24 protein-coding genes and 1 riboswitch are annotated in these 22,632 nt (G+C 71.7%); of the genes, 7 read left to right on the plus strand and 17 right to left on the minus strand.

Features of this window, described 5'->3' with window-relative positions:
• Position 1 precedes the first annotated feature (1 nt).
• Complete coding sequence (locus tag ACQPYE_RS32900; protein WP_498716988.1) at positions 2–1,333, minus strand: aminotransferase class V-fold PLP-dependent enzyme; 1,332 nt, start codon at positions 1,331–1,333, stop codon at positions 2–4.
• Between the two features lie 38 nt (positions 1,334–1,371).
• A riboswitch (SAM riboswitch) is annotated at positions 1,372–1,486 on the minus strand.
• 95 nt (positions 1,487–1,581) lie between these two features.
• On the minus strand, positions 1,582–3,063 hold the full coding sequence (locus tag ACQPYE_RS32905) for a potassium/proton antiporter (protein ID WP_498716989.1): 1,482 nt from the start codon (positions 3,061–3,063) through the stop codon (positions 1,582–1,584).
• 209 nt (positions 3,064–3,272) lie between these two features.
• Between ACQPYE_RS32905 and ACQPYE_RS32910 the strand changes: the two genes are divergently transcribed.
• Positions 3,273–4,220 carry a M28 family metallopeptidase gene (locus tag ACQPYE_RS32910; protein WP_498716990.1) on the plus strand — a complete coding sequence of 316 codons (948 nt, stop codon included), beginning with the start codon at positions 3,273–3,275 and terminating at the stop codon, positions 4,218–4,220.
• Here the strand turns inward: ACQPYE_RS32910 and ACQPYE_RS32915 are convergent.
• Complete coding sequence (locus ACQPYE_RS32915) at positions 4,217–4,498, minus strand: DUF167 domain-containing protein (protein WP_498716991.1); 282 nt, start codon at positions 4,496–4,498, stop codon at positions 4,217–4,219. The two genes, ACQPYE_RS32910 and ACQPYE_RS32915, sit on opposite strands and share 4 nt — an antisense overlap.
• Complete coding sequence (locus ACQPYE_RS32920; protein ID WP_498716992.1) at positions 4,491–5,039, minus strand: TetR/AcrR family transcriptional regulator; 549 nt, start codon at positions 5,037–5,039, stop codon at positions 4,491–4,493. Before ACQPYE_RS32920 ends, ACQPYE_RS32915 begins: the two co-directional genes overlap by 8 nt.
• A 60-nt stretch (positions 5,040–5,099) precedes the next feature.
• Between ACQPYE_RS32920 and ACQPYE_RS32925 the strand changes: the two genes are divergently transcribed.
• From ACQPYE_RS32925 to ACQPYE_RS32940, 4 genes are all read left to right on the plus strand, one after another.
• Entirely contained in the window at positions 5,100–5,561 is a 462-nt protein-coding gene (locus tag ACQPYE_RS32925) for an SRPBCC family protein (RefSeq protein WP_498716993.1), read from the plus strand.
• A 69-nt stretch (positions 5,562–5,630) separates the two neighbouring features.
• Positions 5,631–6,191 (plus strand): RNA polymerase sigma factor, encoded by a 561-nt coding sequence (locus tag ACQPYE_RS32930; RefSeq protein WP_498716994.1) that lies wholly within the window; start codon positions 5,631–5,633, stop codon positions 6,189–6,191.
• A gap of 98 nt (positions 6,192–6,289) precedes the next feature.
• Positions 6,290–6,856: an RNA polymerase sigma factor gene (locus tag ACQPYE_RS32935; RefSeq protein WP_498723035.1), complete on the plus strand. Its 567-nt coding sequence runs from the start codon at positions 6,290–6,292 to the stop codon at positions 6,854–6,856.
• A 218-nt stretch (positions 6,857–7,074) separates the two neighbouring features.
• Complete coding sequence (locus ACQPYE_RS32940) at positions 7,075–7,638, plus strand: snapalysin family zinc-dependent metalloprotease (protein ID WP_498716995.1); 564 nt, start codon at positions 7,075–7,077, stop codon at positions 7,636–7,638.
• 64 nt (positions 7,639–7,702) lie between these two features.
• Here the strand turns inward: ACQPYE_RS32940 and ileS are convergent, their stop codons facing one another.
• The 12 genes from ileS to murG all read right to left on the minus strand — a co-directional run bounded on the left by ileS (position 7,703) and on the right by murG (position 20,530).
• Entirely contained in the window at positions 7,703–10,810 is a 3,108-nt protein-coding gene (ileS, locus tag ACQPYE_RS32945) for an isoleucine--tRNA ligase (RefSeq protein WP_498716996.1), read from the minus strand.
• Positions 10,811–11,079: 269 nt separating this feature from the next.
• Complete coding sequence (locus ACQPYE_RS32950) at positions 11,080–11,301, minus strand: hypothetical protein (protein ID WP_498716997.1); 222 nt, start codon at positions 11,299–11,301, stop codon at positions 11,080–11,082.
• Positions 11,302–11,647: 346 nt separating this feature from the next.
• Entirely contained in the window at positions 11,648–12,463 is an 816-nt protein-coding gene (gene wag31 / locus ACQPYE_RS32955) for a DivIVA-like cell division protein Wag31 (protein WP_073899667.1), read from the minus strand.
• Between the two features lie 45 nt (positions 12,464–12,508).
• Positions 12,509–12,793, minus strand: coding sequence for a YggT family protein (locus ACQPYE_RS32960; RefSeq protein WP_033437765.1), 285 nt, complete (start codon positions 12,791–12,793; stop codon positions 12,509–12,511).
• 20 nt (positions 12,794–12,813) lie between these two features.
• A complete protein-coding gene (locus ACQPYE_RS32965; RefSeq protein ID WP_498716998.1) occupies positions 12,814–13,431 on the minus strand; it encodes a cell division protein SepF in 618 nt (205 codons plus the stop codon).
• A gap of 70 nt (positions 13,432–13,501) precedes the next feature.
• Complete coding sequence (locus tag ACQPYE_RS32970) at positions 13,502–14,200, minus strand: YggS family pyridoxal phosphate-dependent enzyme (RefSeq protein ID WP_498716999.1); 699 nt, start codon at positions 14,198–14,200, stop codon at positions 13,502–13,504.
• Complete coding sequence (pgeF, locus tag ACQPYE_RS32975; protein ID WP_498717000.1) at positions 14,197–14,901, minus strand: peptidoglycan editing factor PgeF; 705 nt, start codon at positions 14,899–14,901, stop codon at positions 14,197–14,199. The genes ACQPYE_RS32970 and pgeF overlap by 4 nt, the downstream gene beginning before the upstream one ends.
• Before the next feature lie 207 nt (positions 14,902–15,108).
• Positions 15,109–16,452: a cell division protein FtsZ gene (ftsZ, locus tag ACQPYE_RS32980; protein ID WP_498717001.1), complete on the minus strand. Its 1,344-nt coding sequence runs from the start codon at positions 16,450–16,452 to the stop codon at positions 15,109–15,111.
• A 209-nt stretch (positions 16,453–16,661) separates the two neighbouring features.
• On the minus strand, positions 16,662–17,174 hold the full coding sequence (locus ACQPYE_RS32985) for a DinB family protein (protein ID WP_498717002.1): 513 nt from the start codon (positions 17,172–17,174) through the stop codon (positions 16,662–16,664).
• Positions 17,175–17,277: 103 nt separating this feature from the next.
• Entirely contained in the window at positions 17,278–18,039 is a 762-nt protein-coding gene (locus tag ACQPYE_RS32990) for a cell division protein FtsQ/DivIB (RefSeq protein WP_498717003.1), read from the minus strand.
• Positions 18,036–19,463, minus strand: coding sequence for a UDP-N-acetylmuramate--L-alanine ligase (murC, locus tag ACQPYE_RS32995; protein WP_498717004.1), 1,428 nt, complete (start codon positions 19,461–19,463; stop codon positions 18,036–18,038). The genes ACQPYE_RS32990 and murC overlap by 4 nt, the downstream gene beginning before the upstream one ends.
• The gene (murG, locus tag ACQPYE_RS33000; RefSeq protein ID WP_498717005.1) at positions 19,460–20,530 is read right to left on the minus strand and encodes an undecaprenyldiphospho-muramoylpentapeptide beta-N-acetylglucosaminyltransferase; all 1,071 of its coding nucleotides are present in this window, start codon (positions 20,528–20,530) and stop codon (positions 19,460–19,462) included. Before murG ends, murC begins: the two co-directional genes overlap by 4 nt.
• Before the next feature lie 144 nt (positions 20,531–20,674).
• On the opposite strand from murG, the gene ACQPYE_RS33005 reads away from it, so the two are divergent.
• Positions 20,675–21,265 carry an RNA polymerase sigma factor gene (locus ACQPYE_RS33005; protein WP_498717006.1) on the plus strand — a complete coding sequence of 197 codons (591 nt, stop codon included), beginning with the start codon at positions 20,675–20,677 and terminating at the stop codon, positions 21,263–21,265.
• Positions 21,262–21,798 carry a hypothetical protein gene (locus ACQPYE_RS33010; protein WP_498717007.1) on the plus strand — a complete coding sequence of 179 codons (537 nt, stop codon included), beginning with the start codon at positions 21,262–21,264 and terminating at the stop codon, positions 21,796–21,798. Before ACQPYE_RS33005 ends, ACQPYE_RS33010 begins: the two co-directional genes overlap by 4 nt.
• Positions 21,799–21,897: 99 nt before the next feature.
• Here ACQPYE_RS33010 and ACQPYE_RS33015 read toward each other — a convergent pair whose 3' ends face one another.
• Positions 21,898–22,599: a hypothetical protein gene (locus tag ACQPYE_RS33015; protein ID WP_498717008.1), complete on the minus strand. Its 702-nt coding sequence runs from the start codon at positions 22,597–22,599 to the stop codon at positions 21,898–21,900.
• Between the last annotated feature and the right edge of the window lie 33 nt (positions 22,600–22,632).

Consider the following 22,632-nt stretch of genomic DNA (forward strand, 5'->3'; position numbering starts at 1 on the left):
GTCAGCGCAGGAACGGCGGGAGCGCGCGCTGGTCGTCCAACGGCGTCCAGCGGCCGTCGCGGAGCTCGTACTCCCACCGCGAGCCCTCGACCACGAGCGCCCGCAACGCGGCCACGAACCGGTCCACGTGCTCCTCGGTGGTGCCCAGCCCGATCGACGCGCGCAGCGCGCGTTCGCCGTGGGTGAGTCGGTGCACGGCCACGTGGGCGCAGAACGCGCCGTCACGCACGCCGATGCCGTGCTCGGCGGACAGCGCGGCGGCCAGGTAGCCGGCGTCCTGACCGCCGACGGTGAAGCTCACCACACCCACGCGGTCCCGGTCCGAGCCGAACAGCGTCAGCTCGTGCGCGCCGGGAACGGTCGCCAGACCTTCCCGCAGCCTCGCCAGCAGCACGCGCTCGTGCGCGGTGGTCTGCTCCCAGTGCCTGCCCAGCACGTCGCACGCCACGGCCAGCGCGTGCACGCCCACCACGTTCGGCGTGCCCGCCTCGTGCCGCTCGGGCACCGCCGACCAGGCCACGCCCAGCCGGTCGCCGTGGTCGGTGACGCGGGCCGTCGCACCGCCGCCGACCAGGTACGGCTCGGCGGCCTGCAACCAGTCCGACCGGCCGACCAGCACACCCGCGCCGAACGGCGCGTAGATCTTGTGCCCCGACAGCACGGTGTAGTCCACGTCCAGGGCGCGCACGTCCACCGGCCGGTGCGGCGCGAGCTGGGCGGCGTCCAGGGCGATCCGGGCGCCGTGCCGGCGGGCCACCCGGGACAGCTCGGCCACCGGCCAGATCTCGCCGGTCACGTTGGACGCGCCGGTCACCACGACCAGCCGGGGGCCGACCGGCGCCTCGCGCAGCGCCCGGTCCAGCTCCAGCACGGCCTGGTCGGGTGAGGCGGGCGTGCGCAGCCGGCGCACGTTCGGGCCGCGCCACGGCAGCAGCGCGGCGTGGTGCTCGGTGTCGAACAGGATCACGGAGGTGTGCCTCGGCAGGCTCCTGGCCAGCAGGTTCAGCGCGTCGGTCGTGTTGCGGGCGAACACCACGGCGTCGCTGTCGCGGGCGTTGAGGAACCGCCGGACCGACGAGCGGGCCTGCTCGTAGACCTTGGTGCTGACCTGCGAGGCGAAGCCCGCGCCCCGGTGCACGCTGGCGTACCAGGGCAGCACCTCGTCCACCGCGTCGCGGACCTGCTCCAGACAGGGCGCGCTGGCCGCGTGGTCGAGGTTGGCGTACTCCACGCGCTCACCGGTGACCAGCGGCACGCGCAGCGACGCGCCGACGACGCGGGGCAGAGCAGCGGTGGTGGTGGTGGTGGTGGTGACGGGAACTGCGATCGTCATGACGCCCTCCGGGGGTCCCGGGGCACCCGTCGGAGAGGGGCCCGCGCTTGCCGGGCGCCCTGCGCGCCAGGCCAGGTCCTCACCAGGGGCACCCCACCGCGGTAGGAGGGTTGCCGGCCAGCAAGCCTGGGCTTAGCGCTGGCACTCATGACCTTCGCCTCGACGTTAGCCCGTCGCGCGCGCCGCCGTCGAGTGGCGTTCACATCCTGGGAGCGCCACGCACGGGCCGGCGCCTCGACCGGGGAGCGTCACGGCCGGCCGACGTCGCCCTTCCAGCGCGCGAACCGGCCCGCCCGGTCGACGGCCCGGATGCGGTCCTCGGTCGCCGTGCGCATGGCCTCGGTGCACACCACCAGCAACTGGTCGTGCACCTGCAACCGGGTCGTCGGCTGCGGCGTGAACCCGTTGTCGTCGCGCACCACGAGGCTCACCGACGAGCCCGGCGGCAGCCGCAGCTCCGACAGGTACACGCCGTGCAGCTTGGAGCCGGTTTGGATGCGCACCTGGAGCAGCTCCGCGCCGAGGTCGTCCAGCGCCGACGAGTCGACCTGCACCTCGTGCGCCTCGCCGGACTTGACCAGCCCCAACCACTTGGCCAGCCACGGCAGGGACGTGCCCTGCACCAAGGTCAGCACGACGACCAGCACGAACACCGCGTCGACGAGCTGCTGCGCCCCCTGGACGCCCTGGATCAGCGGGATCAGGGCGAACACGATCGGCACGGCGCCGCGCAGCCCGGACCACGAGATGAACACCTGCTCCCGCCACGGCACCCGGAACGGCAGCGCCGCGAACAGCACCGACAGCGGCCGGGCGAGCAGCACCAGCACCGCGCCCGCCACCAGCGCGGGCACCAGCGCGTCGAGCAGCCGTCCCGGCGACGCGTACAGGCCGAGCAGCACGAACAGGCCGATCTGCGCGATCCAGCCCAGGCCCTCGGCGAACGAGAGGGTGTCCGCCCGGTGCGGCAGGCGGGCGTTGCCGAGCACGAGGGCGGCGATGTAGACGGCCAGGAAGCCGGACGCGTGCGCGAGGTCGCCGACGGTGTAGGCGAGCAGGCACACCGCGACCGTGGCCAGCGGGTACAGGCCGGTGGCGGGCAGTGCGGCGCCGCGCAGGCCGACGCCGCCGAGCCAGCCGAGCACGACACCGATCACCGCGCCCGCGATCAGCTCGTAGCCCATCAGCAGCGGCGCGGTCCACGAGATCGGGTCCGGAGCGGCGAGCAGCACGACGGCGATGTAGACCGGCGCGTCGTTGATGCCGGACTCCAGCTCCAACGAGCCGATGAGCCGCTTGCCCACGCCCACCCCGCGCAACACGCTGAACACGGCCGCGGCGTCGGTGGAGGACAGCACCGCGCCCCACAGCAGCGCCGTGCGCCAGTCCATGTCCAGCAGGAAGTGCAGCGCGAACCCGGTGACCGCGATGCTCACGCCGACGGAGACCGTCGACAGCGCGATGCCGAGGCCGAGCGCCGGCTTCACCGCGCTCCACCGGGTGGTCAGACCACCCTCGGTGAGGATCAGCACGAGGGCGACCGTGCCGAGCGAGCGGGTCAGGTCGGCGTCCTCGAACTGGATGCCCACCACGGCCTCGCCCAGCAGCACGCCGATGCCGAGGTAGAGCAGGAGGGACGGCAGACCGAGCCGGATCGACACCCTGACCGCGATGACCGAGAGCAGCAGGACCGCGGCGACGATGCCCAGGTAGCCCGTCACATCGCCCACTCGACCTCCACGCCATCGCATCCGTCACCCGACGGGGTCATTCTCCCCGGTGATACCGAAATGGACGAATCCGGCACCGCACGCAGCGTCACCAGCCGAACGTCGCTAGCGCGAACCATGCGAAACCGTGCATGTTGACAACAGGGTCCGCCGCCCCGGTCAGCTCCCCCGTTCCCTCCGAGAGACACCCATCCCCTGCGGGAGACACCGTGAAGTTGCGAACGATCTCCATCGCGCTGGTCACCACCGGCGCGCTCCTCGGCTCAGGCCTCGGCTCGGCCACCGCCGCGCCGCCGACCGCCCTGGCCGGGCCGAACATCCCGGTCTCCGCCGTCCAGGCGGACCTGGCCCAGCTCCAGAGCATCGCCACCTCGAACGGCGGCAACCGGGCGCACGGCCGTCCCGGCTACCTGGCCTCGGTGAACTGGGTGAAGTCCAAGCTGGACGCCGCCGGGTTCACGACCAGGGTCCAGTCGTTCACCAGCAGCGGCGCCACCGGCTACAACCTGATCGCCGACTGGCCCGGCGGCGACGTGAACAACGTGGTCATGCTCGGCGGGCACCTCGACAGCGTGTCGGCGGGGCCCGGCATCAACGACAACGGCACCGGCTCGGCCGGGCTGCTGGAAGTCGCGCTGGCGGTGCGGTCCAGCGGCTTCCAGCCGACCAAGCACCTGCGCTTCGCCTGGTGGGGCGCGGAGGAGCTGGGCCTGGTCGGCTCGACCTACTACGTGAACTCGCTGTCCACGACGGACCGCTCGCGGATCGACGCGTACCTCAACTTCGACATGATCGGCTCGCCGAACCCGGGCTACTTCGTCTACAGCGCGTCCGGCCAGCCGTCGGGTTCCCTGCTGCTCCAGCAGACGCTCCAGGGCTACTTCGGCTCGATCGGCGTGGCCACCGAGCTGACCAGCGTGGGCGGGCGGTCCGACCACGCGGCGTTCGCGCGGGCCGGCATCCCGGTCGGCGGCACGTTCACCGGCGCCGAGGGCATCAAGACCTCCGCGCAGGCCCAGAAGTGGGGCGGCTCGGCGGGAGTGGCGTACGACCGCTGCTACCACCGCTCGTGCGACACCTCGTCGAACGTGAACGCGACCGCGCTCGACCGCAACACCGACGCCATCGCGCACACCCTGTGGACGCTGGCGGCCTAGCCGTCCAGCAGCCGCGCCAGCACTTCGGCGGCGTCGGCCGGGGCGGGGTCCACCCGCACGACCTTGTCCCGGCCGCGCTCGCCCGCGACCACCTCGACGTCCTGCTTGCGCACGCCGAACGCCTTGGCCAGCGCCTTGCGGACGGCCTCGTTCGCCTTGCCCTCCACGGCGGGCGCGGCGACCGCGACGACCAGCGCGCCGTCACCCCACCGGCCGCCGACGGCCTCGCGCCTCGCGGCCGGTTTGACCCTGATGCCGAACCGGAACGCGTCAGCCACGGCACAGCACCACGGTCAGCGTCTCCTCCAGCAACGCCCGCCGCTGCGCGACCAGCTCCGGGTCGGCCGCCAGCAACTGCGCCTGCCCCAGGTAGACCGAGTAGGCGAGCACGGCCCGCCGGCGCGCGACGTCGGCGGCGAAGCCCAGGCCGGCGAACAGCTCCTCCAGGTAGCCGACGCGGCGCTCGGTGACGCGGGCGAGCACCGGCCCCACCGCCGGGTCGTCCTTGGCCGCGAGCATGGCCAGCTCCACCGCGCTGTGCTCGACGTCCTCCAGCACCGTGGCGAACAGCAGCCGCAGCCGCTCCACCGGCTCCGACACCGACTCGACCAGCTCGATCACGGCCTCGGTGTGCTCGCGCTCCCAGCGTTCCAGGGTGGCCTTGAGCAGGGCTTCCCGGTTGGGGAAGTGCCAGTAGGCGCTGCCCTTGGTCGCACCGATGCGCGCCGCGAGCGGTTCCACCGCGACGGCCGCGACACCGCCCTCCACCAGCGCCCGCAGGGCCACCCGGGTCCAGTCGTCGCGCGTCCGCCGTGCCATGAATCCATACGCTACCGTACGGTAACGGACCATACGGTCCCGTACGGAGGTGGTGTCGTGATGATCGAGAACGTGCACACCCGGTTGTTCCCCGACAGCGCGGGCCTGGTCGACCGGATCGTGGAGCTGTGGCCGTCCGACCGCTGGCCGCCGCTGGTGCTGGACCGGCCGCTCGGCGTCGGCGCGGACGGCGGGCACGCGTTCGTGCGCTACCGCTGCACCGCCCACGTGCCCGGTGTGCGGGCCGAGTTCACCTTCGACCCCCGCATCGGCATCACCGGCACGCACGTCCTGGAAGCGGTTCCGGGCGGGGTGCGGCACACTCTCACCGGTCGGCCGCACGGCCTGATGCGGCTGGGCTGGCCGCTGGCCGTGCGGTGGTTGCACGACGCCCTGATCGAAGACCTGTTCGACGACGCGGCCCGCGCCGCCGGCCACCCGCCCGCCCGACCGGCCCGGTGGTCGCCGTGGGTCCGGTTGCTGCGCCGGGCGGCGAGGAGGGGCGCTCCGCGACCCGCTTGACCGGATTTCCTCCACAACCCCCGGTCTCGTCCGTCTACCCGTTACCGGGACCAGAGGGGGGAGGGGTTCGTGACGCCGGAGGATCCCGACGACCACGCGGCCACCTTCAGCGACTTCTACCACCGGGAGCGCACCCGGCTCTGCCGCTTCGCGGCGGTGATGTCGCCCCACCTGGACCACGAGTCCGCGGTGCAGGAGGCGTTCGTCGGCGCGTGGCGGAACTGGCCGGTGATCGCCCCCGGTTCCCGACGTGCTTGGCTGGTGAGGACGATCCGCAACCTGCTGGTGGACCAGGCCCGCCGGCGGGAGCGGCCGGGCGACCTGACCGACGAGGTCGTCGCCCGGCAGCGCGGCACGTACCGGATCCTGCTGCCCGGGCAGCGGGACGCCGAGACGTGGCACGAGCTGGTCAGCACGCTGGCGGCGGTCGCGAACCTGCCGGACCACCTGCGCACCGCGCTGGTCCTGCGGTTCTGGGACTTCGACGACGACGAGATCGCCGACGTGCTGGGCTGCCGGCGCGCGTCCGTGCGGCGGTACGTGTCGCAGGCGCGGTCGCGGGTCAGCGAGCGGGTCGGCAACGAGGAGCGGCGGGTGCGCGGTTCCCAGCGCGGGAAGGAGACGTCATGACCGACGAGCTGGACCCCCGACTCGACCACCTGCGCGCCGAACTGGCCGAAGCCATGCCGGAGGACCCCGGTCCCGACGACCTCGGCGTGGCCGCGATCATGGCGCAGGCGACGCGGACCGAGCGGCAGGCGGCGCTGGTCGAGGCCGCGCGTGCCGGGTCGCGGCGGGCGCTGGACTCCCTGGTCGCCGAGCTGACCCCGCTGGTGTGGCACGTGGCCAGGGGCAACGGCCTCGACCAGACCACCGCCGAGGACGTCGTGCAGACGGTGTGGTTGAGCCTGCTGCGCCACCTGGACCGCCTGGTCGAGCCGCGGGCGGTGGCCGGCTGGCTGATCGTGGCCACCCGTCGCGAGGCGCAACGGGCCTGGCGCGACCGCAACGGCCGCCCCGCCCTGTCCACCGACTCGGCCGTCGACCTGCCCGGCGACCGCTGGCTACCCGAGCCGGAAGCCCTGCGCGACGACCGCGACCGCCGCCTCTGGCACGCGTTCAACGCCCTGCCCCGGCGCTGCCAGGAACTGCTGCGCCTGACCGTCCTGGCGGGCCGGGCCGAGTACCGCGCCGTGGCCGAGGCCCTGTCGATGCCGAAGGGCTCGATCGGCCCGACGAGGGGCCGTTGCCTGACCCAGCTGAAGGCCCGCCTGGAACAGGACGACGTGCGCTGAAGCGTTCGGCCACCGGACGTCCCGACAAGGCAGAACCGGCATCCCTCGCGAACCGGACCGCCCCGGTCACGCTGCGGAAGCGGCACTGGGCCGAGCCGGTGTGTGAATTCCTCGCCAAATCAGCCGAATGACCGGCGATTGTTGGCAGGACTGCTCCCTACGGTGAGACACGAGCCTCGCGGCTTCCCCTGCAAGTCCCCTGTTTGCGAGGAGTCATCGTGTTGCGCAAAGCACTCGTGTCCCTGGCCCTGGCGGCGTCCGCCGTCATCGTGCCGCTGAGCGGTCAAGCGTCCGCCGAGGAGGCCTCGCCGCCCACCGCGGCGGCGGTCACCGTCTACTACGACACCACCAGCGCGCCCACCTACCGCAGCGCCATCCGCCAGGGCGCCGCCAACTGGAACGCCCGGGTGACGAACGTCAAGCTGGTCGAGAACGCCTCCGCGGCCACCCTGCGCTACCGCGAGGGCAACGACTCGCGCGGCTCGTGGGCGAGCACCGACGGCCACGGCCGGGGCACGATCTTCATCGACCACACCCAGGCGCGGCAGTACTACGTCGTCCGCATCACCGCGCACGAGACCGGCCACGCCCTCGGCCTGCCCGACCACTACTCCGGCCCCTGCTCGGAGCTCATGTCCGGCGGCGGCCCCGGCACGTCCTGCACGAACGCCTCCCCGAACGCCACCGAGGTGAGCCGGGTGAACAGCCTCTGGGCCAACGGCTTCGCGGGCACCTACGAGTGGAAGGTGATCTACGAGCAGATCCCGGTCGCGGTCGGCTGACCGGTCGGCCGGGGGTGGCGGGTCACCCGACCCGCCACCCCCGCCCCGTGCGTCGACCGGACGGTCAGACGCGGACGACCGCGACCCGGACCTTCTGGCCGTCGCCCACCACGCCGTCAGAGCCCTCGGCGACCTCGCCGTACGCGACCGACCCGGTGAGCGTCTCCTCCTGCACGAACGCCTCGAACCGGCGCACCGCGACCTCCACGGCCGGCGGCAGCTGCAACGTCAACGCGATCCGGTCCGACACGTCCAGCCCGGCGTCCTTGCGCGCCTGCTGCACCACCCGCACCAGGTCGCGGGCGACGCCCTCGGCCGCCAGCTCCTCCGTCACGACGGTGTCCAGCACGACCAGCCCGCCGCTGTTCGGCAGCGCCGCCGTCGCGCCCTGGTCGGTGGCGACCAGCCGCTGCTCGTACTCCTCCGGGAACAGCTCGATCCCGGCGGCCACGACGCGACCGCCCACCTCCTGCCAGTCACCCGCCTTCACGGCCTTGATGACCTTCTGCACGTCCGGCCCGAGCCGGGGACCGGCGGCCCGCGCGTTGACCGCCAGCTGGAAGTGGCCGTGCGCGTCCACGTCCGTGGTGAGCTCGACCTCCTTGACGTTCACCTCGTCCCGCAGGATCTCGGTGAACGCCTCCAACTGCCCCACCGCGCCCGAGGCGATCACGAGCTTCGCCAGCGGCAACCGCACCCGCAGCTTGTTCGACTTCCGCAGCGACAACGCCGTGGACGCCACCTGCCGCACCTGGTCCATCGCGGCCACCAGCGCGTCGTCCGCGGGCAGGTCCGCCGCCGACGGGTAGTCGGCCAGGTGCACCGACCGGCCGCCGGTCAACCCGCGCCACACCGACTCGGTGGTCAGCGGCAGCAGCGGCGCCGCCACCCGGCACACGACCTCCAGCACGGTGTGCAGCGTGTCGATCGCGTCCTGGTCGCCGGACCAGAACCGGTCGCGCGAACGCCGCACGTACCAGTTGGTCAGCACCTCCAGGAACTCCCGGATCGACGCGCACGCGCCCGAGATGTCGTAGGTGTCCAGCTGCGCGGTCACCCCGGCCACCAGGTCGTGGGTCTTCGCCAGCACGTACCGGTCCAGCACGTGCTCCGACGACGTCCGCCAGTGCCCCTCGACCCCGTCGGCGTTGGCGTACAGCGCCAGGAAGTACCAGGAGTTCCACAGCGGCAGCACGGCCTGGCGCACCGCGTCGCGGATGCCGCGCTCGGTCACCACCAGGTCGCCGCCGCGCAGGATCGGCGACGCCATGAGGAACCACCGCATGGCGTCCGAGCCGTCGCGGTCGAAGACCTCGTTGACCTCGGGGTAGTTCTTGCGCGACTTGGACATCTTCTGCCCGTCGTCGCCCAGCACGATCCCGTGCGCCACGCAGTTGCGGAACGCGGGCCGGTCGAACAGCGCCGTGGCCAGCACGTGCATGGTGTAGAACCAGCCGCGCGTCTGGTTGTTGTACTCCACGATGAAGTCGCCCGGGTAGTGGTCCTCGAACCACTGGGCGTTCTCGAACGGGTAGTGCACCTGCGCGAACGACATCGAGCCGGACTCGAACCAGCAGTCCAGCACCTCGGGCACCCGCCGCATCACGGACTGCCCGGTCGGGTCGTCCGGGTTCGGCCGGGTCAGCTCGTCGATCGTGGGCCGGTGCAGGTCGGTCGGCCGCACGCCGAAGTCGCGCTCCAGCTCGTCCAACGACCCGTAGACGTCCACCCGCGGGTACGCGGGGTCGTCCGACACCCACACCGGGATCGGCGAGCCCCAGAACCGGTTGCGGGAGATGTTCCAGTCGCGCGCGTTCTCCAGCCACTTGCCGAACTGGCCGTCCTTGACGTGCTCGGGCACCCAGTTGATCTGCTGGTTCAGCTCGACCATGCGGTCCTTGAACCGCGACACCGCGACGAACCACGACGACACCGCGCGCTGGATCAGCGGGTTGTCGCACCGCCAGCAGTGCGGGTACGGGTGGTCGTAGGTCTCGTGGCGCAGCAGCAGGCCCGCTTCCTTCAGGTCGCGGATGATCGGCTTGTTGGCCTCGAAGACCTGCAACCCCTCGTACGGCGGCACGTCGGCGGTGAACCGGCCGTGCGCGTCGACCGGCACGACCACCTCGATGCCCGCCGCGTCGGTGACGACCTTGTCCTCCTCACCGAACGCGGGCGCGATGTGCACGATGCCCGTGCCGTCCTCGGTGGTGACGTAGTCGGCGGCCAGCACCTGGTGCGCGTTCTCCCGGCCGACGAAGTAGTCGAACGGCGGCGCGTACTTGCGCCCGACCAGGTCGGCGCCCTTGTAGCGGCCGACGACCGGCGGCTCCTCGCCCAGCTCGCGGGCGTACGCGGGCACGCGCGCCTCCGCGAGCAGGTAGCGCTCGCCGTTCGCCTCGACCGTCACGTAGTCGACGTCCGGGTGCACGGCGGCGGCCAGGTTGGACGGCAGCGTCCACGGCGTCGTCGTCCAGACCAGGGCCAGCTCGCCGGTCTCCAGGCGCAGGCCGACGGTCACCGCCGGGTCCTGCCGGTCCCGGTAGGTGTCGTCCATCTTGGTCTCGGTGTTGGACAGCGGCGTCTCGCAGCGCCAGCAGTACCAGAGCACCCGGAAGCCCTCGTAGACCAGGCCCTTGTCCCACAGGGTCTTGAAGGCCCACATGACGCTTTCCATGTAGTCCAGGTCGAGGGTCTTGTAGTCGTTGTCGAAGTCGACCCAGCGGGCCTGCCGGGTCACGTAGTCGCGCCACTGCCCGGTGTAGCGCAGCACCGACGTGCGGCACGCCTCGTTGAACTTCTCGATCCCGAACGCCTCGATCTCGCTCTTGGACGAGAACCCGAGCTGCTTCTCCGCCTCGACCTCGGCGGGCAGGCCGTGGGTGTCCCAGCCGAAGCGGCGCTCCACGTGCTTGCCGCGCATGGTCTGGTAGCGCGGGATGAGGTCCTTGACGTAGCCGGTGAGCAGGTGGCCGTAGTGCGGCAGGCCGTTGGCGAACGGCGGGCCGTCGTAGAAGACGAACTCGTTCACCCCGTTGTCCCCGGCCGGGCGCGCGTCGATCGACGCCTGGAACGTCCCGTCCGACTTCCAGAAGTCGAGGACGCCCTCCTCGAGGGCGGGGAAGGACGGCTGGGAGGGAACGGGACCCTCGCCTGCCTTCGGGTAGGCCATCGTGCTGCTCCTCGCGTGCGTCCAACCGGCTCACGGGGACGACACGCCGGTCAGGCGCACCGCGGTACCACCCCGCTTGCCAGGGCGCGAAGGCTCTGGCCTCTCTTGAACGGCTGTGACGGGCCGCTCCCGTCCGGTTCTACTGGGGCGCGTGCGCCCGTTCCTCCGGAGGCTCCCCGGTGATGGCCGGATCAACGCCGTGCTGCCACCCAGGGTAGCCGAACGGCGCAACCGCTTTGCGCGGACGGCTCGGCCCGGGGTCGTGGTCGCTAGTCGTGCTGGGCCTGGTCGGCTGCCGACCGGTCCGCGGTCCGCTTGCGGTCGGCGAGGCCGGCGTCCGGGCGGCACACCGCGCACGGCGTGAAGCCCAGTTGGCGCGCCTCGTCGACCGGCAGGCCCAGCGACGCCCGTGAGGCGAGCCAGGAGCAGTCGGCGAGGTGGTAGCGAGGACGCTCGTCCAGCACCCGGACCTCGTCCGTGAGCTCGCTCACGACCAAGGCGTCGGCCGCGTCCGCGTCCTCCTCGCCAGGCTCGAGAAGTGCCTGGTCAGGTGAACTTCGCGGAGCTTCGTCCCCGGCACCCCGCGGTGCCCCGCGTTGATCTCCGGCGCTAACCTGGTGATCAACAACTGCGGCGCCGGCAGCCCGGGGACCCGACCGGCGGCGAAGCCACCAGTCGAGCACCAGGACCACCGCAGCGGCCCCGCTCGCACCCACGGACAACCAGGCCCAGTACGTCTGGGCGCTGGTCAGCGCGGGCACGAGCAACCCCAGGGCTGCCAGCACCAACAGCAGGACTATGTACAGCACGTCGAGCAGACTAGATCAGCAACGCCGATCAGCCGGCTTCGGCGCGCGCCCCGAACGAGTACCCACCCTGCTGACGGCCGTCGGACGGCGCGGCGGGGCCGCGGTCCTGCAGGTCGCGCAGCGACGACTCGAGCATCGTCTTGAGCCTCGTCCGGTACTCGCGCTCGAAGGTCTGCAGCTTGTCGATCTGCTTCTCGAGCGTGTTCTTCTCCTGGGTGATGTTGCCCATCACCTCGGCGTGCTTGCGCTGCGCGTCGCGGTCGAGCGCGCTGGCCTTCTCACGGGCCTGCCGCTCCAACGTCTCGGCGCGGGTTCGCGCGTCGTTCAGCATGGTCTCGGCACGCGTGCGCGCCTCGTTGACCATCGTGTCGGCCTTGGCTCGCGCCTCGGACAACAGCTGCTCGGACTTGGTCCTGGCCTCCGACAGCATCCCGTCGGCCTCGGCCTTGGCCTCGCCGGTGAGCCGGTCCGCCATCTCCTGGGCCAGTCCGAGCACCTTGGCGGCCTGGACGTGGTGGTCCCCACCACCTCCGGGCGATGTCTGCTCCAAAGCCGAAGGGGGCGGCACCGGAGCGAGCCTGCGGGGCTCGTCCACGACGCGGCTCGGGCCGACGCCCGCGGCAACCTTCGCCCGGGCGTCTTCGAGGTCGGCACGCGCGGTCTCGACCTGCTGGTCGAGCTGCTCGACCTGCTGGCGCAGGTCGTTGTTCTCCTCGATCAGGCGGGCCAGTTCGCCCTCAACCAGGTCGAGGAACGCGTCCACCTCGTCCTCGTTGTAGCCCCGCTTGCCAATCGGCGGCTTGCTGAACGCGACGTTGTGCACGTCCGCGGGGGTCAACGGCATCAGATCACCTCACGCACTCCTGGGCTGTGGACATCCCTGGTCCCCTCACCTGGGATCGGCTACTCGCATCAGAATGATAACGACCAGCAACAGCACAATAATGGACAAGTCCAGTCCGATGCCGCCGATCCGCACGGTCGGGATGATCCGACGCAGCAAGCGGACCGGGGGATCGGTCACGGTGTAGACGGTCTCAAGCGCCACCGCGACCCCACCCGCAGGCCGCCATCCCCTGGCGAAACTACGGACGAGTTCCACGACGACACGCGCCGTGAGCAGCAGCCAGAACGAGAACAACACGTAGTAGACCACGAGCCAGAGGGCATCCACATCGTCAACTGTGCCACCACTCAGCCCTGGTTGAGGAACCCACCCTCCGCGAGTCGCCTGCGGTCCTCCGCCGTGACGTCGATGTTGGGGGGTGAGAGAAGGAACACCTTGTTCGTGACCTTGTCGATCGAGCCGCGCAGCGCGAACGCCAGCCCGGCCGCGAAGTCGACCAGCCGCTTGGCGTCCGCGTCGTTCATGTCGGTGAGGTTCATGATCACCGGCGTGCCGTCGCGGTAGTGCTCCCCGATCGTCCGCGCCTCGTTGTAGCTGCGGGGGTGCAGCGTGGTGATGCGGGCGAGCGGGTTGCCCGCGGGCTCCGGGGCGGGCCGAAGCCTGCCGACGGGCTCGCGCTGCGGCTCCACGGCCAGCGCGCCGTGCGTGTCCGGGCTCCACGGCCGACGCGGGCGGGCACCGCGCTCCGGCTCGTAGTCGTCCGTTTCGTCCAGTTCGGCCCGGTAGCCGTTGAACGAGCGGCGACGCGCCGTGCGCTGCTCGGGGTAGGCCTCGTACTCTTCCGGGTCGGCGTACTCGGACCGGTAGTCCGCGTAGCGCCGGTCGTCCTCGTAGGCGGCCGGGTCGTCGGCGTACTCGGCGGGAACCATCCCGAAGTAGGCCTTCAGCTTGTGAAACCCGCTCATGGCTCGAGCCCTTCCTCCGCCGAATCCCCACCCGCAAGGACGTCGCGGCCGTCCCAGAGGTTCCAGACAGTTACGGCGAGGCTAGTCTCCGGCTGCCCAGCAACGCTGTTCCGACACGCACGCACGTGGATCCGTGCGCTATCGCATCCTCCAGGTCACCGCTCATCCCCGCCGAGATCACGGTGGCATCGGGATGATCGACCCGCAAGCGGGTTACCGCTTCGTATAGAGCGGCAAACGCCTGCTGTGGAGACATCCCGAGGGGTGCGACGGTCATCACACCCCGGAAAATAAGTTCACTCGAACGTGCTACGTGATCGGCCAGTCGCGGAAGGTCGTCGACGGGGTGGCCGCCGCGGGCCGCGTCCCCGTCGATGCTCACCTGGATGAGCACCTCGGTCGGTTCCGCCGCGGCCTTGGCGACGGCGTCGGCGAGGCGGACCGAGTCGACCGTGTCGATCCGGTCGGCCCACCGGAGGACGGACTTGGCCTTGTTCCGCTGGAGCGAGCCGACCATGTGCCACTTCGCCGGCGCGCCCGGGCGCAGTGCGGCGAACTCGGCGGTCTTGCGGTTCGCCTCCTGGTCGCGGTTCTCGGCGAAGGCGGTGAGGCCGAGGTCGCTGAGGAGCGCCACGTCCTCGGCCGGGAACGTCTTGGTCACGGCCAGCAGCTCGACCTCATCGGGTGATCTTCCGACGGTCGCGCACGCCTTGGCGATGCGCTCCCTGACCTCCGCCAGCGACAGGGCCAGCTCCTCGCGCCGGTTCACGACTCCATCCAGACGACGCCCGCGAGCCGTCCCGTGCCGGGGTCGCGACGGTGGCTGAACAGGGACTTCTCCTCGACCGTGCAGCGCGGGTCGACGCCGATGCGGCCGACGCCGGCGTCGGCGAGCTGCTGCCAGATGCCGGCGCGCAGGTCGAGGGAGGGCTTGCCGGACCGGGTCTTGGCCGCGCTGCCGGGCAGGTGCTTCTCGACGTCGTCGCGCATCGCGGCGGGCACCTCGTAGCACTGGCCGCAGACGGCCGGGCCGAGCAGGACCTCGATCCCGTCCTTCCGCGCGCCCAGCTCGACCATGCGGTCCAGGGTCGCCGGGATGACGCCGACCCGTGCGCCGACGCGTCCGGCGTGGACGGCGGCGACCACCCCCGCCCCGGGGTCACCGAGCAGCACCGGCACGCAGTCGGCGGTCAGCACGACCAGCCCCAGCCGTTCCCGCGTCGTGACCACGGCGTCCGTGGCCTCCAGGGGCTCGCTCACCGGGCCGTCCACGACCCCGACCGTGCGGCCGTGCACCTGCTCCATCCAGACCAGCCGGTCCGGGCTGAGCCCGATGCCCTCGGCCAGCCGCTTCCGGTTGGCCCCGACGTCCGCCGGGTCGTCACCGACGTGGTCACCGAGGTTGAAGGAGTCGTAAGGGGGTTTCGACACGCCGCCTTCGCGGGTGGTCAGGACACGACGGATGCGCACCCCCCCAGCTTCCCAGACCCGCGAGTCCTACGTTCACGCCTCGAGAGTCCTACCTTCACAGCGCGAGAGTCCTACGTTCAGGACACCTGAATTCAACGTTCAGGACCCCCGAGCTCGGTCCTCAGGCCGACTGGGCGGCGGCTGAGTGTTGAACTCGGGGGTCCTGAACGTAGGACTCTCGCGGGCTGAACGTAGGACTCTCGCGGGTCAGCGGCGCATGAAGGGTGGCACGTCGACCTCGTCGTCGGGGTCGTCCGTCACCGGCACGGCCCGGGTCGGCAACGACCCGCCGGTGTTCCCCGGCACGCCCGGCGACAGCGACCTCGGCATGGTCGGCTGCGGCGTGGCGTACGGGGACTGGCCGTTGCCCTGGCTGGGCTGCGGCTGCTGCGGCACGGTCGGCCGCTGCGCGACCGGCTGCTCCACCTGCTGCACGGGCTGCGGCTGGTGCTGGTGCTGGTGCTGCACGGGCTGGGGTTGCTGGACCTGCGGCACCGGCTGGGGCTGCGGGTTGTGGTTCACCTGACCCGCGGTGGCCGGGGCCACGGGCGTGCCACGCGGCGGGCTGGACAGAGCCTGGGGCTCCAACTTCTTGTGGGTCGGCCCGCCACTGTCAAAACCCGCCGCGATCACCGTCACCCGGACCTCGTCACCGAGCGAGTCGTCGATGACCGTGCCGAAGATGATGTTCGCGTCGGGGTGCGCGGCTTCCTGCACCAGCGAAGCCGACTCGTTGATCTCGAACAGCCCGAGGTCGCTGCCACCGGCGATCGAGAGCAGCACGCCGTGCGCACCCTCCATCGACGCTTCCAGCAACGGCGAGTTGATCGCCTTCTGGGCGGCCTGGACCGCTCTTCCCTCGCCTCGCGCGGAGCCGATGCCCATCAACGCGCTGCCCGCGCCGGACATGACCGACTTGACGTCGGCGAAGTCCAGGTTGATCAGACCGGGCGTGGTGATCAGGTCGGTGATGCCCTGGACACCGGACAGCAGCACCTCGTCCGCGGAGCGGAACGCGTCCATCAGCGAGACACCGATGTCGCCGAGCTGCAGCAGCCGGTCGTTCGGGATCACGATGAGGGTGTCGCACTCGTTGCGCAGGGCCTGGATGCCGTCCTCGGCCTGCTTGGCGCGGCGCTTGCCCTCGAACGAGAACGGTCGCGTGACCACACCGATGGTCAGCGCGCCGAGCTTGCGGGCGATCGAGGCGACGACGGGCGCGCCGCCGGTGCCCGTGCCACCGCCCTCTCCCGCGGTCACGAACACCATGTCCGCGCCCTTGAGGACTTCCTCGATCTCCTCGCGGTGGTCTTCGGCGGCCTTGTGGCCGACTTCCGGGTTGGCGCCTGCACCGAGGCCGCGGGTGAGTTCGCGGCCGATGTCGAGCTTCACGTCGGCATCCGACATGAGCAGCGCCTGGGCGTCGGTGTTCACCGCGATGAACTCGACGCCCTTGAGCCCGACCTCGATCATGCGGTTGACGGCGTTCACACCGCCACCGCCGATGCCGACGACCTTTATCACCGCGAGGTAGTTGTGCGGGGGCGTCATCGGTCCGCCTTCCTGATCGTGTCCGTGCTCATGTGCTGGAGTGGATGACCACCGGTGTCACAGCCCGGACGGATCTCCACCCGGATTGAAACTCTCAACCAGAGGTTCAGAGTTATGTCAACCCCGTATGTTCCTGCTGGACGTTATGCATCGCGAATGCCTCGGTCCAGCAGCCACGCCGTGTTGTGTCCTGACCGGGTGAGCGGTCCCTACTCGCCGGTCATCCCGTCGAGCAGTTCCCGCACCACGTCCAGGTGTCCCGCGTGCCGACCCGTTTCCTCGATCATGTGGATCAGCACCCAGCGCGCGGAAAGCCGCTCGTCCCCGCGGAACGCCACCTCGTGGTCGAGGTCGAGGTCCGCGAGGAGTTCCCGACTCACCGTGCACTGCTCAGCGTAGTCGGCGATCAATCCCGAGATCGTCTCACCCGGCTCGACGCGCCAATCTGCGTCCGGGTCCTCCCGGGTGTATGGCGCGCGCGAGGGCCGTCCGGTCAGCGCCACCTCGAACCAGTAGTGCTCGACCCACCGCAGGTGCTTGACGATGCCCGCGGCCGTGTTGAGCTGCGACGGGAGCACCGGACGCGCGGCGTCGTCGTCCGACAGCCCGGCGCACTTGAACTCGATCGTGCCGCGCAGGAAGTCGAGGAATCCGGAGAGCAGGGCGCGTTCGTCGCCGGTGTACGGGAGTGGGGTCCGGTTGTCCACCGGCGTCTGCGTCATGCCCGGAGTATCACCGCGAGACCACGTCGGGACGATCCACTTTCGCGGATGCCCCTTGTGGCGGGTTTCACCGCGCCACAAGGTTTACGAGATATATTCGCGTTTACGAGACGGTGGGCAGCTCGGGGCTGGACACGTCGAACACACTGCCCTTGCGGGTCATCAGGACGTCCAGCACGGCGGCCTTGCGCGGGGTGTCGGCGGGTGAGCCCCAGCGGGCCTGCCGGTCGCCGGTCAGCATCAGCCGGATGTCCAGGGGCGAGTCCGCGGTGACGCTCAGCACGTCCTCGCGCAAGGCCTCGGGCACCTGGGTGAGCACGGACACCGCCGCCGCGACCGCGTCCGGCGCGACCTTCAGCTCCGGCAGGCCGTCCGGCGGCTGCACGACGGTCGCGTAGTCCTTGCCGGTCACGTCGACCAGGTGCGCGCCGCCGGGCGCGACGACCACCGCGACCGGCTCCCGCTCGTCCACGGTGAGCCGCACGGTGCCGGGCACGACCCGCTCGACCTCGACACCGGCGACGCGCGGCAGTTCGCGGACCCGCGCGGCGACCGCGTCGACGTCCAGCCGCACCAGCGGCGTGCCGGGCTCGATGGCGGCGGCCGTGCGGACCTCGTCGACGGTGAGGGCGGCGATGCCGAGCACCTCCACCTCGCGGACGCCGAGCGCGGGCGTGAACCAAACCGTGCAGACGACGACGGTCACCACGAACATCGCGAGGACGGCCCCGAGCCGGCGGCGGACCACCCTGCGCCGGTACCGGTCGGCGCGCGTCGGACGTCGGGTCGGGCGTCGGCGCGCCGCCGGACGGGAGCCCGGGCCGGAGGAGGCGCCCGGGCGACGACGCGCCGACTGTGTGCTCATGCCCGGTCCAGCTCCGCGGCCCGGTCCAGCTCGCCGACGATCTCCGGCCCCAGCATGGTCACGTCGCCCGCGCCCATGGTCACCACCACGTCGCCCTCGCCGACCATGCTCGCGACCAGCGCGGGCACCCGGTCGAACGACGGCTCGTGGACGACCTCGCCGACGTCCAGCGGCACCAGGCCCGAGACCAGCGCGCCGGTGACACCGGGCTCCGGCTCCTCCCGCGCGCCGTAGACGTCGAGCACGACGACGCGGTCGGCCGTGCCGAGCGCGGCGGCGAACTCCTCGGCGAACAGCCTGGTCCGCGAGTACAGGTGCGGCTGGAACACCACGACCAGCTTGCCCTCGCCCGCGACCGGCCGGGCGGCGGCGATCTGGGCGGCGACCTCGGTGGGGTGGTGGGCGTAGTCGTCGTACACCCGCACGCCCCTGGCCTCGCCCTTGAACTCGAACCGCCGCCGGACGCCGCCGAACGCGGCCAGCCCGTTCAGCACGCCCTGGCGGTCCGCGCCCAGTTCCAGCGCCGCGATCAGGGCGGCGATGGCGTTGCCGGCCATGTGCTCCCCCGGCACGGCCACGCGCACGTCCAGCACCTCGTCGCCGGCTCCACCGGCCAGCTCGACCCTGGCGACGCCGCCGGAGTCGGCGGGCCGGTAGTCGACCAGTCGGACCGAGCCGTCGCCGGTGGCCGTGCGGCCGTACGTGCGGACCCGGATGCCGAGCTTCGCGGCCCGTTCCGCCAGCGCCGCCGAGCCCGGGTCGTCCGCGCACGCGATCAGCACGCCGTCGGGCTGGATGCGCTCCAGGAACGAGTCGAACACCGCCACGTACGCCTCGACGGTGCCGTGGTGGTCGAGGTGGTCGGCCTCGACGTTGGTCACCACCGCGACCGACGGCGAGAAGAAGAGGAACGAGCCGTCGCTCTCGTCGGCCTCGGCGACGAACACGCCACCGGTGCCCTGGTGCGCGTTCGCGCCCGACTCGTTGAGGTCGCCGCCGATCGCGAACGACGGGTCCATCCGGCAGTGCTGGAGGGCGACCGTGAGCATGGACGTGGTCGACGTCTTGCCGTGCGTGCCGGCGACGCACGCCACGCGGTGGTCGAGCATCAACGCGGCCAGCGCCTCGGCCCGCCGCAGCACCACCGCGCCGCGCGCGCGTGCCTCCACCAGCTCCGGGTTGTCCTCGCGGATCGCGGTGGACACGACGACCGCCGTGGGCCCGCCGGGCAGCTGGTCGAGGTTCGCGCCGGCGTGGCCGACCGCGATCGCCGCACCCTGCGCGCGCAGCGCGAGCACGGTGCGGGAGTCCTTGGCGTCCGAGCCGGACACCTGCGCGCCCCGGGCGAGCAGGATCCGGGCGATGCCGCTCATGCCCGCCCCGCCGATGCCGACGAGGTGCACGCGGTCCAGGACGTCGCTCACTTCTCGATCACCTCGAGCACGATGCGGGCCAGCACCTCGTCCGCCTCGCGGTGGCCGGTGCTCAGCGTGGCCGTGGTCATCGCGGCCAGCCGGTCGCGGTCGGCGACCAGCGGGACCACGTTCGCCGCGATCCACTCCGGCGTCAACTGCTCGTCGGGCACCAGCAGGCCACCGCCGGCGGCGACCACGGGACCCGCGTTGAGCGACTGCTCGCCGTTGCCGATGGGCAGCGGCACGAACACCGCGGGCAGGCCCACGGCGGACACCTCGGCCACCGTCATCGCGCCGGACCGGCACAGCACCGCGTCCGCCGCCGCGTAGGCGAGGTCCATCCGGTCCAGGTACGGCACCGGCACGTACGGCGGCGCGCCCGGCACCGACTGCACCGCGACGGTGTTCTTGGGCCCGTGCGCGTGCAGCACGCCGATACCCGCCCACGCGAACGCGGACGCGGCGCCGGACACCGCGTTGTTGATCGACCGGGCGCCCTGCGAGCCGCCGAACACCAGCAGCGTCGGCGCGGTCGGGTGCAGGCCGAAGTGGGCGCGGGCCTGCTGCCGCAGCTCGGCGCGCTTGAGGGAGGTGATCGAGTAGCGCAGCGGGATGCCGATGATCTCGGCGTCGGTCAGGCCCGAGTCGGGCACCGCGGCGGCGACCCGGGCGGCGAACTTCGCGCCGACCTTGTTGGCCAGACCCGCCTTGGCGTTGGCCTCGTGCACCACGATCGGCACCCGGCCGCGCGCGGCGAGGTAGGCCGGCAGCGCGACGTAGCCGCCGAAGCCGACCACGACGTCGGCGCGGACCCGTTCCAGCACCTCACGGGTGTGCTTCACGGCGCCGCGCACCCGCAGGGGCAGCTTGAGCAGGTCCGGCGTCGGCTTGCGCGGCATCGGCACCGGGGGGATCAGCTCCAGCGGGTAGCCGCGAGCCGGCACGAGCCTGCTCTCCAGGCCACGCTCCGTGCCGAGCGCGACGACCCGCGCGTCGGGCCGGAGCCGCATGATCGCGTCGGCCAGGGCCAGGGCTGGCTCGATGTGCCCGGCGGTGCCGCCTCCGGCGACCACCACGCACGGACCGTTGGGGACAAGCCGATCACCGGACAGGAGAACCTCCAGGGCTGCGGGAGTTCGTCGACTCGACGCGCCGAGCCTAGCAACGGCACCATCGAACGCCGGGTGGAACCACACCGGGACGAGCGGACATGGGTGGGCATGGATCCAGTCGAGCCGGTGGAGACCGACGAGCTGCTGTGGCGACGGGCCACCGCGGGTGACGCCGCGGGCATGGGCCTGCTGTTCCAGCGCCATGCGAACACCGTCTACAACCACTGCTTCCGGCAGATCGGGAACTGGAGCACCGCCGAGGACCTGACCTCGGTGGCCTTCCTGGAGGCGTGGCGGCAGCGGCGCAGGCTGCGGCTCTCGCCCACGGGGTCGGTGCTGCCGTGGCTGCTGGGCATCGCGAACAACGTGGTGCGCAACCACACGCGGTCGCTGAGGCGGTACGAACGGGCGCTGGCCCGGCTGCCCCCGCAGGAGTCCGAGGCGGACCTCGCCGACGCGGCCTCGCGCCGCATGGACGCGGAGCTGGAGATGGCCACGATCCTGCCGGCCTACCGCCGCTTGCGCCGCGAGGAGCAGGAGGTGCTGGCGCTCTGCGCCTGGACGGGCCTGAGCTACGAGGACGCGTCGATCGCCCTGGCGATCCCCGTCGGCACCGTCCGCTCCCGGCTGAACAGGGCTCGGCAGCACCTGCGTGACCTGCTCGGTCGACCGACCACCCTGGAAAAGGAGATGCGATGACCGACCGGTTCGATCAGATCCCCATGGCGACGCACCGACTCGCGGCCCGCGGTCGGCACCTGGTGGACGCGGTCGCCGAACGTCCGAGTCCTCGCCGGCGGGTCGCCCGGTGGGCGGTTCCCGGCACGGTGGCCCTGTGCATGCTCTCCGGCGGGGTGGCGGTGGCCGCCTACGTGGCGTCCCAGCCGGCCACCGTCCGCGAACAGGTCCGCTGCTACACCGAGGCCGACACCCGCGGCCACCACGAGGACGCGGTGGGCGCGGTCGTCGAGGGCAAGCCGGCCGACGTCGCCGACGACGCGGCGGCGCTGTGCTCCGAACTCTGGGGGCTGGGCGCGCTGTCCGCGGGTCCCGCCGCGGCCCAGGTGCCGCTCCAGGGACACGACCCCAAGTCCGGCCGGGCCGAGGTCGAGCGCCCGGTGCCCCCGCTGACGGTCTGCGTGGTGACGGACGGGGTGGCCGGGGTGTTCCCCGGTGATCCCGGCCTCTGCGAGCGACTCGGCCTGCCGGCACTGCGGGAACTCGACGGCTGACGCACCCGGGCGGTCCCCGGAACATTCCCGGGGACCGCCCGCGATCATCAGGTCACGCCGGGACCACCGGCACGTCGAACAAGTGCGCCAATTCGCCGATTACGACCAGAAGATGCACTCGGTGCGGTCGTTGGCGGCCCCGAGGTCGGCCGCGAAACCGGCCCAGCCGTAGAGCCCGACGGTGCAGGCCGCATCGTCGACCATCAACTGGTAGCAGTTGTTGTAACCCTGGAACGAACGAATGTTGTTGTTCCAGTTGATCCCGCCGGAGGGGGCGAGGTTCGGCAGCGGGGCGACGTAGTACTCGACGGTGTCCAACGCGGTGGTGCAGGAGCCGGCGCCGGAAACGGTCAGCGAGTGGCTGCCGTAGTTCGACAGGTAGTACTGGATACCGATCACCACCGCGGTCGCGCCGACGTCCGGGGTGTTGATCTGCTGCTTCACCTTCGGGTCGGCGATGGCCTCGCCCATGTCACGCGGCGCGTCGGTCACCTGGCCGTTGGTGGCGAAGGAGATCGCCTCCGTGGCGGTGCTGAAGCACTTCACCGCCTTGGTCTCCGCGGAGATGGTGCAGTTCGTGGCTTCGGCGGCCGCGGCGACGGGCTTGTCGGCGGAGGCGGAGGCGGTCGGGGCCGCCACCCAGGCCAGACCGAGCGCCAGCGTCGCGAGCCCGACCGTGATCCTGTTTCTTCGACTGACCTGCATGAATATCCGCTCCTGGAAGTCGGGGAAATAAATATGGCGAACAGACCACTGGGAATGCCCGCATCGCATTGTCCAACGACCGCGCGACGCGGACACGCCAGGTGATTGCCCCCATGCGTGGAAAAATCC

This window comes from Actinosynnema sp. CA-299493 (assembly GCF_050946825.1).
Classification (GTDB): domain Bacteria; phylum Actinomycetota; class Actinomycetes; order Mycobacteriales; family Pseudonocardiaceae; genus Actinosynnema.